General features: G+C 36.3%; 11 protein-coding genes. 8 read left to right on the top strand and 3 right to left on the bottom strand.

Annotation, left to right across the window (positions count from 1 at the left end):
- From F1003_RS15410 to uvrB, 3 genes are all read left to right on the top strand, one after another.
- Positions 1-1,215 (top strand): T9SS type B sorting domain-containing protein (locus F1003_RS15410; RefSeq protein WP_155090331.1); only part of this gene is annotated, 1,215 nt, incomplete at its 5' end.
- An 86-nt stretch (positions 1,216-1,301) separates the two neighbouring features.
- A complete protein-coding gene (locus F1003_RS15405; protein ID WP_155090330.1) occupies positions 1,302-3,650 on the top strand; it encodes a choice-of-anchor L domain-containing protein in 2,349 nt (782 codons plus the stop codon).
- A 43-nt stretch (positions 3,651-3,693) separates the two neighbouring features.
- On the top strand, positions 3,694-5,700 hold the full coding sequence (gene uvrB, locus F1003_RS15400; RefSeq protein WP_155090329.1) for an excinuclease ABC subunit UvrB: 2,007 nt from the start codon (positions 3,694-3,696) through the stop codon (positions 5,698-5,700).
- A 120-nt stretch (positions 5,701-5,820) separates the two neighbouring features.
- On the opposite strand, the gene F1003_RS15395 is transcribed toward uvrB, so the two are convergent.
- On the bottom strand, positions 5,821-6,222 hold the full coding sequence (locus F1003_RS15395) for a TerB family tellurite resistance protein (protein ID WP_155090335.1): 402 nt from the start codon (positions 6,220-6,222) through the stop codon (positions 5,821-5,823).
- 233 nt (positions 6,223-6,455) lie between these two features.
- Here F1003_RS15395 and F1003_RS15390 point away from each other — a divergent pair, with 233 nt between their 5' ends.
- Positions 6,456-7,172: an alpha/beta hydrolase gene (locus F1003_RS15390; protein WP_368732368.1), complete on the top strand. Its 717-nt coding sequence runs from the start codon at positions 6,456-6,458 to the stop codon at positions 7,170-7,172.
- A 24-nt stretch (positions 7,173-7,196) separates the two neighbouring features.
- Complete coding sequence (locus F1003_RS15385) at positions 7,197-7,463, top strand: DUF1456 family protein (protein ID WP_155090327.1); 267 nt, start codon at positions 7,197-7,199, stop codon at positions 7,461-7,463.
- A 36-nt stretch (positions 7,464-7,499) separates the two neighbouring features.
- Here F1003_RS15385 and sucC read toward each other — a convergent pair whose 3' ends face one another.
- Together sucC and F1003_RS15375 are read right to left on the bottom strand one after the other, a co-directional pair.
- On the bottom strand, positions 7,500-8,690 hold the full coding sequence (sucC, locus tag F1003_RS15380; protein ID WP_155090326.1) for an ADP-forming succinate--CoA ligase subunit beta: 1,191 nt from the start codon (positions 8,688-8,690) through the stop codon (positions 7,500-7,502).
- 85 nt (positions 8,691-8,775) lie between these two features.
- The gene (locus tag F1003_RS15375) at positions 8,776-9,438 is read right to left on the bottom strand and encodes a hypothetical protein (RefSeq protein WP_155090325.1); all 663 of its coding nucleotides are present in this window, start codon (positions 9,436-9,438) and stop codon (positions 8,776-8,778) included.
- Between the two features lie 113 nt (positions 9,439-9,551).
- On the opposite strand from F1003_RS15375, the gene lysA reads away from it, so the two are divergent.
- The 3 genes from lysA (at position 9,552) to F1003_RS15360 (ending at position 13,184) form a co-directional block, all read left to right on the top strand.
- Positions 9,552-10,757 carry a diaminopimelate decarboxylase gene (gene lysA / locus F1003_RS15370; protein WP_155090324.1) on the top strand — a complete coding sequence of 402 codons (1,206 nt, stop codon included), beginning with the start codon at positions 9,552-9,554 and terminating at the stop codon, positions 10,755-10,757.
- A gap of 100 nt (positions 10,758-10,857) precedes the next feature.
- Positions 10,858-11,895, top strand: coding sequence for an AI-2E family transporter (locus tag F1003_RS15365; protein ID WP_155090323.1), 1,038 nt, complete (start codon positions 10,858-10,860; stop codon positions 11,893-11,895).
- Between the two features lie 98 nt (positions 11,896-11,993).
- The gene (locus F1003_RS15360; RefSeq protein ID WP_155090322.1) at positions 11,994-13,184 is read left to right on the top strand and encodes an acetyltransferase domain-containing protein; all 1,191 of its coding nucleotides are present in this window, start codon (positions 11,994-11,996) and stop codon (positions 13,182-13,184) included.
- Positions 13,185-13,202 lie beyond the last annotated feature (18 nt).

The raw sequence follows: 13,202 nt of genomic DNA, 5'->3' as shown, positions 1-13,202 counted from the left end.
GAGGTTTGTGCTAATACTGAAAGCTATGTGGACCTGTCGGATATTGATTTAGCGCTTCTAGAAGATACCTTTAATGTGCTGGTGAGCTATCACACCAGTGAAGCCGATGCCGAGGCCAATGTTGCTGCACTCAATACGGATTACACTTATACCAACACTGTTGAAACACTCTTTGCAAGAGTTGCGTATTCCACAACTGGCTGTTATGCCGTACATCCTTTTCAGTTGGTGATCAATCCGCTTCCTGTTGCCAATCAGCCCAATGACCTCGTAGCCTGTGACGATGACTATGATGGACTTTTAGAACTTGATTTATCCTCTCAGGATATAGCGGTTTTAGGTAATCAAAATCCTAATGAGTATGCTGTAAGTTATTTTAGTTCAGAGAATGAGGCCACTGAAAACATAAACGAATTGAACGTTGTGCATGTTGCTTTTGGTGGTGAGGTGATCTTTGTAAGGGTAGAAAACTTGGCCACTGGCTGTTTTGACATTACACAGTTTTCTGTTGTCATCAATCTATTGCCAGATACCGTTGTTGAAGACCAGGTGCTCTGCCTAAATGATTTGCCATTGACTGTTTCTGCCGATACTGGAAATCCTTCGGATACGTACTTATGGTCAACAAATGAAACATCCTCTGAAATTGAGATTACAGAGGTTGGTTCGTATGCCTTGACCATAACCAATCAGTATGGTTGCCAAAGCACAAGTACGTTCAATGTTACGGAATCTGAGTCTGCCGTCATTGATGTCGTTGAGACGATTGATTTCTCGGACCCGAACAATATAACGGTTACCGTTAACGGTATTGGTGATTACCTCTACCAGCTTAACGATCTGCCGTTTCAGACCTCAAATGTTTTTGTGAACGTCCCTATCGGTTACAACACTATAACCATAATAGACCAAAATGGCTGTGCAAGAATAACTCGAGAGGTCTTGGTCTTTGATGCACCAAAGCATATGACACCAAATGATGATGGCGATTTTGATACTTGGCATATTGCTGGTGTCCATGAATTGCCTGGTACCAGAGTTCATATCTTTGACCGTTACGGCAAGTTGCTCAAGGAAATTGGGCACAATACTTCTGGTTGGGACGGTACCTTCAACGGTAACGAAATGCCTTCTGGTGACTATTGGTACATCGCCTATGTCATCAAGGATGGAGAAAGCTTTCAGGTTAAAGGGCATTTTGCCTTGAAGCGTTAATTTTAAATCGAAATTTTCTTTTAACATCTTATTCAAAATTTAGTGTAAGTAGTATGCTTATCTTTGCTGTCCATTTTTAAATAAAAATGAAACAAGTCTTCTCATTTTTTATCATGTTTATATCCCTACTGCATTATTCCCAGAATATCACAGTAGATAGCCAAACCTATACTCCTCAACAACTTATTGAAGATATACTCATCGATAGTGATTGTATTACTAATATTGTTGTCACAAATGTTGTAGGTGGTAATTTTGGAGGCGCAGACCAAAGCTATGGCTACTTTGATGCCACAGGAACCTCATTTCCTTTTCAAAATGGTATAGTAATGAGTACTGGTCGATTAGCAAATGTACCTGGACCAAACAACAACTTAAGTGATGATGATGCCACAAACTGGGAAGGAGATGCCGACCTAGAATTTGCCCTAAATGAGTCCAATACCTTTAATGCAACCATTTTAGAATTTGATTTTACATCTGTAGCATCGCAAGTGAGTTTTAGATATTTATTTGCTTCTGAGGAATATCAAGAAAACAATCCTAATAGTTGTCAGTTTTCAGATTTATTTGGGTTTTTGATTAGACCAACTGATGGTCAAAATCAGTACGAAAATATTGCTTTGGTACCAGACACTAATATTCCTGTAAAAGCAACAACGGTTACACCGGGAGTTCCTGGATCTTGTCCTCCACAAAATGAAACCTATTTCGGAACTTTCAATGGTGTAAATGCTCCGATCAATTTTAACGGACAGACAGCTGTATTAACTGCAACGGCTAATGTTGTACCCAATCAATCCTACCATGTAAAGCTTGTTATTGCCGACGAACAAAACTACAGGTTTGATTCTGCCGTTTTTTTAGAAGCAGGTAGTTTTCAGCTCTCATCAGATTTAGGTCCTAACAGACTTATTGCCACTGGTAATTCGCTTTGTGAAGGTGAAGACTTAGAACTAATCGCTTATCAAGATGGACAAAACACCTATGAGTGGTTTAGAGATGGTGTTTTAGTTCAAGGAGCGGCATTAGGTTGTGGCACTTGCGGAAGTTATACAGTCACCGAGCCAGGTACATATACCGTTGAAGTTGGTCTAGCCAATAACTGCACATCGTATGGTGAAGTGGTTATTGAATACGCTCCTTTGCCTGTTGGACAAAATGCGGTTTTAACAGAATGTGATATCAATCAAGATGGGTTAACCACCTATAATCTCTTTGATGCTTCGTCAGATTTAACCAACAATGACGACACTTTAGTCATTTCAGATTTTTTTATTTTAGAAAGTGATGCCAGAGACAATACTAATCCGATAACCAATCCAACAAGTTTTCAGAATGCCACTCCTTTTCAAACTGTTTTTGCGAGAATTATAAATCCTGCCAACTGTTATGACATTGTGGAACTCGAACTGCAAACTTCAAATAATATAATTGCAATTCCAGATTTAGAGTTTTGCGATGGTGAAGTCATTGATGGTTTTGCAAATTTCACTTTAGGCGATATAGAAGCTTCAATCGTTAATCAGATTCCGACTGGTGCAGATGTGACATTCTATGAAAACGAAGCTGATGCATTCAGCGAAACCAATGCCCTACCCAACACTTATCAAAATGAAGTGGCAAATTCGCAAATAATTTATGTGAAAATTAAGAGTAACAATCAATGTTTTAGCATATCCCAAGCTAGGCTGAACGTACTTTACACGCCAGTTTTAGAACCAGACGAATCATTGTTTTATTGTATAGATACTTTTCCTGAAACCATTACACTGTATGGTGGAGTACTTAATGATTCTCCTAATAATTATTACTACGAGTGGTACTTTAATGGAGCATTAACTGATGTTGATACGTCTTTTTATGACATTAATGAAACAGGTACTTATACCGTCATAGTAACAGACCCAAATGGCTGTTCGTCTAGCAGAACAATAACAGTAAATCCATCTGAAACAGCAACGATTGAGAGTATTGTTGTTGATGGTATTGCACCCAACAACTCAGTAACCATTAACGTTTCAGGACAAGGGTTTTATGACTATGCTATAGATGACATCGATGGGTTTTACCAAGAAAGCAATGTTTTTAACAATGTTACTTACGGTATGCATACAGTTTATATAAGAGACAGAAATGGTTGCGGTATTATCGAAGAAATTATTACAGTGCTTGGGTTTCCTAAATTTTTCACACCAAATGGCGATACCACTAATGACGTTTGGCAAGTTTTAGGTTTCGATACGCTCACAAATCCCATAGAATATATCCGAATTTTTAACCGTTACGGCAAATTTATTTCTGAAATAAATACCCAAAATCGAGCGTGGGATGGAAATCTAAACGGACAGAAACTTCCTAGTGATGATTATTGGTTTGTCGCCAAATTTTCTGATGGCAAAATCTATAATGGTCATTTTGCGTTGCGACGTTAATCAAACATTTTATTCCCGATAATCTTTATCGTAAATTTGCGCTATGCGATTTAAGATTGAGTCAGACTTTAAGCCTACTGGTGATCAGCCAGAAGCTATTAAACAGCTAGCAGATGGTATCAACCAAAATGAGCGATATCAAACCTTACTAGGTGTTACAGGCTCTGGAAAAACTTTTACAGTTGCCAATGTGATACAAGAAGTGCAACGTCCAACATTAGTTTTGGCGCATAACAAAACCTTGGCAGCCCAGCTATATTCTGAGTTTAAACAGTTTTTTCCTGATAATGCTGTTGAGTATTTTGTATCCTATTACGATTACTATCAGCCTGAGGCTTATATTCCTGTTTCTGGAGTTTACATAGAAAAAGATCTTTCTATCAACGAAGAGATTGAAAAGATGCGATTGAGCACCACTTCCTCTCTACTCTCAGGTCGTCGTGATGTTTTGGTAGTGGCTTCTGTATCTTGTTTATATGGTATTGGTAATCCTGTGGAATTTCAAAAGAATGTGATTACCATTGAACGCGACCAAGTCATTTCGCGTACCAAATTATTGCATCAATTAGTTCAAGGATTGTATTCGCGTACTGAAGCCGATTTTAAAAACGGAAATTTCAGAATAAAAGGAGATACGGTTGATGTTTTCCCTGGTTACTCTGATAATGCCTTTAGAATTCACTTTTTTGGTGATGAAATTGAAGAAATCGAAGCCTTTGACGCGCATACCAATGAAGTTTTAGAACGTTATGACCGCTTGAATATCTACCCTGCAAATATGTTTGTAACCTCACCAGATGTATTGAATGGAGCTATTAAAGAGATTCAAGATGATTTAGTAAAACAGCATGATTATTTTAAAGATATTGGCAAACACCTTGAGGCCAAACGCCTAAAAGAGCGCACAGAATTCGATTTGGAAATGATACGAGAATTGGGTTACTGCTCAGGTATCGAGAACTATTCGAGATATTTGGATGGCAGAGCACCTGGCACAAGACCTTTCTGTTTATTGGATTATTTTCCAGATGATTATTTAATGGTCGTGGACGAAAGTCATGTAACCATTTCGCAAGTACATGCCATGTATGGTGGTGACAGAAGCCGAAAAGAAAATTTGGTGGATTATGGCTTTAGACTGCCTGCAGCCATGGATAACCGACCGTTAAAATTTGAAGAATTTGAAGCGCTTCAGAATCAAGTGATATATGTATCTGCTACTCCAGCAGATTATGAGATGCAAAAATCTGGTGGTGTGTATGTTGAGCAGGTTATTCGTCCGACCGGACTTTTAGACCCAATAATCGAGGTACGTCCAAGCCTCAATCAGATTGATGATTTAATTGAAGAAATCCAAGATCGTGTTGAAAAAGATGAACGTACTTTGGTCACTACCTTGACCAAACGTATGGCTGAGGAGTTGGTAAAATATTTAACTCGAATTTCCATCCGGTGTCGTTATATCCACAGTGATGTTGATACCTTGGAACGGGTTGAAATTATGCAAGATTTGCGAAAAGGTATTTTTGATGTTTTAGTTGGTGTTAACTTACTTCGTGAAGGTTTGGACTTACCAGAAGTCTCTTTAGTAGCAATACTTGATGCTGACAAAGAAGGTTTTCTTCGTTCTAATCGTTCTTTAACTCAAACGGTTGGAAGAGCCGCAAGAAACCTAAACGGTAAAGCCATTATGTATGCAGATAAAATTACCAACAGCATGCAAAAAACGATAGACGAAACCAATTACCGTCGTGAAAAACAAATTGCCTATAATACCGAACATAATATTACACCAACAGCTCTAAATAAAAGTTTGGATAGTGCTTTGGCAAAGAATTCGGTGAGCACATACCGTACAGAATTGGAAGCAAAATTAGCTGCTGAACCTGAAAGCGAATACCTAACAAAGTCACAACTCGAAAAGAAAATACGCGAAAAACGTAAACAAATGGAACAAGCTGCAAAAGCACTTGACTTTATGGAAGCGGCACGTTTTAGGGATGAGATTACGGCTTATCAGAGTAAGCTAGAGAAGTTGAAGGTGAAATGATTTAAATCTTGCAAAGGCGCTAAGACGCAAAGAAAATTAATATTCTTTACTTCGTCATCAGCTAATATAAAGTCTTAAGTTTTCCCCTTCTGGGGAAATGTCCGCAGGACAAAGGGGCTTTTAGTTGTACTGTACCTTAAAAATATCAATCAGAAAATCAGGCGGTACTATCTTATTAGGAAAACTATCCATTAAATCCAGTACGCGGTTAATAGACTCATGGCTTAATCCCATTCGTAATCCGAAGTTATGGATTTTAACCAATTGCTTTGGTGCAACCTTATGGTCTAGATTCATAAGTAGTACTAATCTATGGAATTGCACAATACGCTCGCTATGCGATTTTAAATGTACATAGGTTACAGGATGCTCAAAAAGATACTCAAAATCTTCCTTAGATATATCTAATTGTTTGGCTATACTAAACAAAAAGTTATACTCAATGGACTTTATATTTTCATCTGTCTGCGCAAAGGCTATCATCTCAGATAGCAAGCTCAACTTTTCAGCACGGTTAATCATCATAGAGGGAATTATTTAACAATGTAAAGTTAACGAGGTACATTATTTTATTGTCGTTGATATAATGTATCTTGTCGAAAAATTGAACGTACTTGGTCGGTTTTTTTAAACGTTTATCAACCCGAAACACCAATTATAGCATGAGATTGAAGCCTATTTGCATATTGTTTTTTGTATTTTTTATTAGTCAAATTACTGCGCAAAGTACTGCGTCTAAACAGGTTACAAAATTTGTGATTGCAGCTCCACAACTCGATACGTTAAAAACTATTTGGGTGTATTTACCTACAAATTATGAAAATTCTGAAAAACGCTATCCTGTGGTATATATGCATGATGCACAGAATTTATTTGATGCTGAAACCTCATATGTCAGCGAATGGGAGGTTGATGAATATTTGGATGGCTTAAAAAATAATGAAAGTATTATTATAGGCATAGAGCACGGCAATGAAAAACGTATAGACGAATTAACACCTTATAAGCACGAAAAATACGGAGGTGGAAACGGAGAAGCTTACCTTATGTTTATAAAAAACACTTTAAAACCTCATATAGATGTTATGTACAGAACCAAGTGTGATGCAAAACATACAACTCTATTTGGGTCGTCATTAGGCGGATTGATCTCTTTTTACGGAGCGATAAAATATCCTGAAACTTTTGGTAACGCTGGTGTGTTTTCCCCTTCCTTTTGGTTTAGTGAAAAAATTTATGATTTAGTGACATCAACTGAAATTCCTGAAAGCTCTAAGTTTTATTTTTTGGTTGGTGATGAAGAAGGTGAAAATATGGTACCTGACCAAGAGCGTATGGTGGAATTATTAAAGTCTAAAGGCGTAAAAGAAGAACAAATAGAAAATCATATTATTAAAGGTGGAAAACACAATGAAGCCTTTTGGAAAGCGCATTTCGGTAATGCGTATCAATGGCTATCGACCAACAACTAATCACTAACAACGAACAACTAACCCATGACAAACAACGACATATTCAAAAAACTAAGAGTAGCACACAAACTAAGAGATGATGATATTGTAAAAATACTGGCTCTTGTAGATTTCAGAATTTCTAAAAGTGAGCTCAATGCATTCTTCAGAAAAGAGGACCATCCAAAATATATGGAATGTGGTGACCAAATTCTTAGAAATTTCCTTAATGGATTGATTATTCACCTAAGAGGTCCAATGCCCAAAAAACAAGATTCTAATAAACCCAAACAAAAAAAGAGCAACGATTAACACGTTGCTCTTTGCATTTATATGAAAAGTAAAAACTTATCCTAATACCTTCTGCACCTTATCCGCAGCTTCTTGGAATTCAGTTGCACTTAATACATCCAATCCAGAATTATCGATTAAGTCTTTAGCGATGTCTGCATTGGTTCCTTGTAAACGTACAATAATCGGTACGTTAATGTTACCCATGTTTTTATACGCATCAATAACACCTTGCGCTACTCTATCGCAACGTACAATACCACCAAAAATATTAATTAAGATAGCTTTTACGTTAGGGTCTTTTAAAATGATTTTAAAAGCTGCCTCTACTCTAGCTGCATCTGCTGTACCACCAACATCTAAAAAGTTAGCTGGCTCACCACCTGCTTGCTTAATTAAATCCATAGTTGCCATCGCCAAACCAGCTCCGTTTACCATACAACCTACATTTCCGTCAAGGTCAACATAATTAAGACCTAAAGCTCCTGCTTCTACTTCAATAGGATTTTCTTCACGTAAATCGCGCATTTCTGCTAAATCTCTATGTCTGTATAAGGCATTATCATCTAAAGTTACTTTAGAGTCAACAGCCATGATTTTATTATCGCTGGTTTTTAAAACCGGATTGATTTCAAATAAAGACGCATCAGACTTTACATAAGCCGTGTATAATGCTGAAACGAATTTTGTCATTTCCTTAAACGCAGCACCTGATAATCCTAAATTAAATGCTACACGTCGCGCTTGAAAAGGTAACAGTCCCAATGCTGGGTCAACCTCTTCAGTAAAAATTAAATGTGGTGTTTCTTCTGCAACGGTTTCAATATCCATTCCACCTTCAGTAGAATACATAATCATGTTTCTACCTGTACCACGATTCAATAATACAGACATGTAGTACTCATCTGGTTCATTTTCACCAGGATAATACACATCTTCAGCAATTAATACTTGGTGTACTTTTTTACCTTCAGCAGATGTTTGAGGTGTCACTAGGTTCATCCCAATGATTTCACCTGCTATGGTTTCAACCTCTTGTAGATTCTTAGCTAATTTTACGCCTCCGCCTTTTCCACGTCCACCTGCATGAACCTGAGCTTTAATAACGTGCCAACCTGTACCAGTTTCTGCTGTTAATTGCTTTGCTGCATCAACAGCTTCTTTAGCGTTTTTTGCTACAATACCGCGTTGGATACGTACTCCAAAACTGCTTAATAATTCTTTCCCTTGATATTCGTGTAAATTCATTTGTTATCAGAAATTTATTGCTGCACAAAAATACACATACTATACTTTATACCAATATTTTTTTTGGCTGATTTTAGTAATGTCCTTAAACTTTATTCAGATTTTTTATAATTGAAAACGCGCTATCAACCACAGTATCTTCTACAACAATGGTGAACTCATTAGTTGTGGATATGACTTCGTATAGCGGTACGTTTTGCCATGCCAGTCGTTTTAGGATGAGATAGTATAAACCTGAGACCTTTGAGTTATTCTTTGGCAATATTAAACTAATGGCAGATAAATTTTCTTTTAACTCTAAGCAAACTTCATCCTTAAAGCTTTCCAGGACATCCTGTTTTTCTGAGCTTGAAATAATAATGTTACTCTCTAAAATACCTCTAGTAAACGTATAGAAGATATGGCTTTTGTCTTTTATTTTATTCAAGATATCAGCCTGGCTATTGATTAATGTATTTGAATTTTTGAATGTAAAATCACTCAAATTAGAACGTAAAGTGATATCACCAAGTTGCTCGAGTAAAGTTTTTAAACCATGATAAGGTTTGCTAACGGTTAATTTATCCTTGTAGCGCCTCAGCGCCATCATTATCGCTCCTGTTTTTACCGGACGACCTAATTGTTTTGATACGTCCTCTTGCAATACGTTTGCTAAAGCGGAGTAATTGATAATTTCTTTGGATATACCTTCTTCTAAAAAGGGCTGCTCTAGTACAATAGCTTCAACACAAGATGATACGGTTTTCATATTTGTTAATTATTTAACAATTTGTGCAAAATTAGTAAATTAATTACAAATAATTCATTATTATATATTGATAGTCTATGTTTGCGTCTAAATTTTAGAAGTACAATCCACTTATGAATAATAAAACCCTTTTACAAATTGCCGAGGATTTTGGAAGTCCTGTTTATGTGTATGATGCAGACACCATAACATCGCAATATAACCGCTTAACCAAAGCATTTAGCACCGTTAAAAATTTAAAATTGAACTATGCGGTTAAAGCACTTTCCAATATTTCAGTTTTAAAATTATTTAATTCATTGGGCTCTGGATTGGATACTGTTTCTATACAGGAAGTGCAACTGGGTTTAAAAGCTGGGTTTAAGCCAGAGGATATTATATTTACCCCAAATGGTGTTTCCCTTGAAGAAATTGAAAACGTCGCTAAGTTAGGTGTACAGATTAATATAGACAACCTATCTATTTTAGAACAATTTGGCACTAAGCATCCTAAAGTTCCTGTTTGTATAAGAATTAATCCTCATGTGATGGCTGGTGGCAACACTAATATTTCCGTGGGACATATTGATAGTAAATTCGGAATTTCAATTCATCAGATTCCTTTGCTACTTCGTATTGTAGAAAACACCAAAATGAATATCAATGGTATCCATATGCATACAGGCAGTGATATTTTAGATATTGATGTCTTTTTATATGCCAGTGAAATTTTATTTGAAACGGCCAAAAACTTCAAAGATCTTGAATTTATCGACTTTGGTTCTGGTTTTAAAGTGCCTTATAAAGCTGGTGATATTGAAACCAATATTGAGGAACTCGGAAAAAAACTATCCAAACGTTTTAATACATTCTGTAAAAACTACGGTAAAGAGTTAACCTTGGCTTTTGAGCCTGGTAAATTCTTGGTGAGTGAAGCAGGTGTGTTTTTAGCCAAAGTCAATGTGGTAAAACAAACCACTTCTACTGTTTTCGCCCAAGTAGATTCTGGATTCAATCATTTAATACGTCCTATGCTTTACGGTTCTCAACACGAGATTATTAATATTTCGAATCCTAAGGGACGAGAACGTTTTTATTCTGTTGTAGGTTATATCTGTGAAACGGATACGTTTGCAAATAACAGGCGCATTAATCAAATCAATGAGGGTGACATTCTTTGTTTTAAAAATGCAGGAGCCTATTGTTTTACAATGGCGAGTAATTATAATTCGCGTTACAGACCAGCAGAAGTACTGATTTACCAAGGGAAACCTCAACTTATCAGAAAACGGGAAACTTTTGATGATATTCTGAATAATCAAGTGGAGATTAATTTTTAGGTTAGGTGCAAAATTCAAATGCGTTAATATTTTAGGGGTTAAGATAATTTTTGGAATACGATAAGATTTATCTTTGTGAGAAGCCTTTGCTTATACCATTATGAATCAGATCGCACCAAAAATAATACGCCAAATTTTCGTTTTACTTTTAATCATTCTTACAGGTAGTCTGATTTTTAGAGAAATGCTCCCTTATTTAAGCGGAGTTCTAGGTGCCATCACTTTTTATATTCTTCTAAGAAAGTTAATGAAAAAACTGGTGAGAACATATAATTGGAAACCAGCATTGGCAGCAATCACCCTTATGGTTGGTTCATTTGTTATAATTCTTATACCACTTAGTGGATTTGGCATTATGCTTGGCAATAAAATTTCTGATGCTGCACAGAACAGCGAAAAGGTGATTAAGGCTTTTAAACAACAGACAGGCTCATTAGAAAAAACAACTGGTATCAATATCAATTCGCAAATAGACACGCAGTCCATTACCACTTGGCTATCAGAAAATTTACAGAATTTGGCTGGCAATACATTTAACCTTTTTATTGCTGTAGGACTGATGTATTTTATGCTTTATTTCATGCTAACTAATCGTAAGGAATTACGGAAATCGTTGCGAGACTACATCCCAATGGGCAATGATAGTCTAAACTCCATAGGCAATGAAGTACAAGCCATGGTGAAATCTAACGCTATCGGTATTCCCCTTGTTGCATTAGCTCAAGGAATTATAGCATTGATAGGATTTGTTATTTTTGGTATTGAAGACCCATTTTTTTGGTTCGTAATTGTGACTATTGGTTCTATGATTCCGTTTATAGGCACTTTAATTGGCATTATACCCGTTTTTATCTTAACCTTATCGACCGGCAATACTTTTCAAGCTTGGGGAATTTTAATCTACGGACTTGTTGTTGTCGGATCTACCGATAACCTTATTAGGCTGTACGTGCTTAAAAAACTTGATAACGTTCATCCACTAATTACGCTTATAGGTGTTATTGTCGGTGTTCCTTTGTTTGGTTTTATTGGACTTATTTTTGGACCTCTTTTAGTTAGTATTTTTATGGCATTGGTTAAAATCTATAAAAATGAATATGGTAAGAACATCACAGGGCAAGAAGAAGATCGTCTATAAATCGGATGATTATATATCATAACCAACGTCATAGTACTATTCTTTTTCATTACCTTTAACCATGCCCGAAGTCTTTATAATCCTAACACTAAAGACTGATGAAATTAATCAAATCAACCAGAATTGAATCTATAGATATTCTGAGAGGCCTTGTAATGGTCATAATGGCTCTAGATCATGTAAGAGACTACTCCAATACGGGTTACATGTTTGCAGATCCCACAAATTTAGAAACCACCACTCCCATACTTTTTTTCACCAGATGGATTACACATTTTTGTGCTCCTGTATTTGTGTTTTTGGCTGGCACTTCTGCCTTTTTATATGGAAGTAAAAAAGCCTCTAAAAATCAGCTTGCTAAATTTTTGTTTACCAGAGGGCTTTGGCTGGTTGTTATTGAATTGACCGTCGTTAATTTAGCATGGACATTTGATATTGGTTTTGGTGTCCATATTTTCCAGGTTATATGGGCAATAGGCATTTGCATGATGTTTTTAGCTGCTTTAATTTACTTGTCTAAGAAAATACTTTTGGCTCTTGGGCTTGTTATAGTATTTGGACACAATTTATTGGATGGTATTACACAAGAAGGCACAGAACCCTTATCATTATTATGGTATTACGTTCATCAGTTTAACTTTCAGGTGATCAATGATGGCCAAGGTATGTTGGCGATTGCCTATCCTTTTTTACCATGGTTAGGTATTATGATATTGGGCTATTGTTTTGGGTATTTTTACACCAAAGGCTTTAATGCTAGTTTACGCAAAAAATGGTTGCTTCGTTTAGGTTTTGGCGCCATCATATTATTTGTGAGCTTACGTTTTTTAAACGTGTATGGCGATTTGGCTCCATGGAGTTATCAAGATACAACGACTAAAACCTTCTTGTCATTTTTTAACACCACTAAATATCCACCATCATTGCTCTATACGCTAATGACATTGGGACCATCTCTATTGTTTTTATATGCCATTGAATCCGTTAAGAATAAGGTTACTGATTTTTTAATCGTTTTTGGGCGTGTTCCTTTTTTCTATTACATCCTTCATTTATATTTAATCCATCTCATCGGAATGATAGGACTATCCATACAAGGGTACGATTGGAAAAAACTTATTTTAACACCTGCTCGTTTTATGAGTGGCTATCTATTTGATAAAGGTTTTGATCTTTGGGTAACCTATCTAATTTGGGTTTTAGTTATTGCTCTTTTATTCCCTATCTGTAAACGATATATGCAATATAAAGCAAACAATAAAGACAAATGGTGGCTAAGCTATCTGTAACTTTTATAGTATCTTATC

The sequence above is a fragment of the Winogradskyella ouciana genome, from assembly GCF_009709615.1.
In the GTDB taxonomy this organism is placed as follows: domain Bacteria; phylum Bacteroidota; class Bacteroidia; order Flavobacteriales; family Flavobacteriaceae; genus Winogradskyella; species Winogradskyella ouciana.
This window is presented reverse-complemented; position numbering and strand designations above follow the sequence as displayed.

Bases quoted from the DNA above. Each gene is read 5' to 3' on its own strand.
- F1003_RS15405 (WP_155090330.1), top strand. From the start codon at position 1,302: ATGAAACAAGTCTTCTCATTTTTTATCATGTTTATATCCCTACTGCAT.
- uvrB (WP_155090329.1), top strand. From the start codon at position 3,694: ATGCGATTTAAGATTGAGTCAGACTTTAAGCCTACTGGTGATCAGCCA.
- F1003_RS15395 (WP_155090335.1), bottom strand. From the start codon at position 6,222: ATGATTAACCGTGCTGAAAAGTTGAGCTTGCTATCTGAGATGATAGCC.
- F1003_RS15385 (WP_155090327.1), top strand. From the start codon at position 7,197: ATGACAAACAACGACATATTCAAAAAACTAAGAGTAGCACACAAACTA.
- sucC (WP_155090326.1), bottom strand. From the start codon at position 8,690: ATGAATTTACACGAATATCAAGGGAAAGAATTATTAAGCAGTTTTGGA.
- F1003_RS15375 (WP_155090325.1), bottom strand. From the start codon at position 9,438: ATGAAAACCGTATCATCTTGTGTTGAAGCTATTGTACTAGAGCAGCCC.
- lysA (WP_155090324.1), top strand. From the start codon at position 9,552: ATGAATAATAAAACCCTTTTACAAATTGCCGAGGATTTTGGAAGTCCT.
- F1003_RS15365 (WP_155090323.1), top strand. From the start codon at position 10,858: ATGAATCAGATCGCACCAAAAATAATACGCCAAATTTTCGTTTTACTT.
- F1003_RS15360 (WP_155090322.1), top strand. From the start codon at position 11,994: ATGAAATTAATCAAATCAACCAGAATTGAATCTATAGATATTCTGAGA.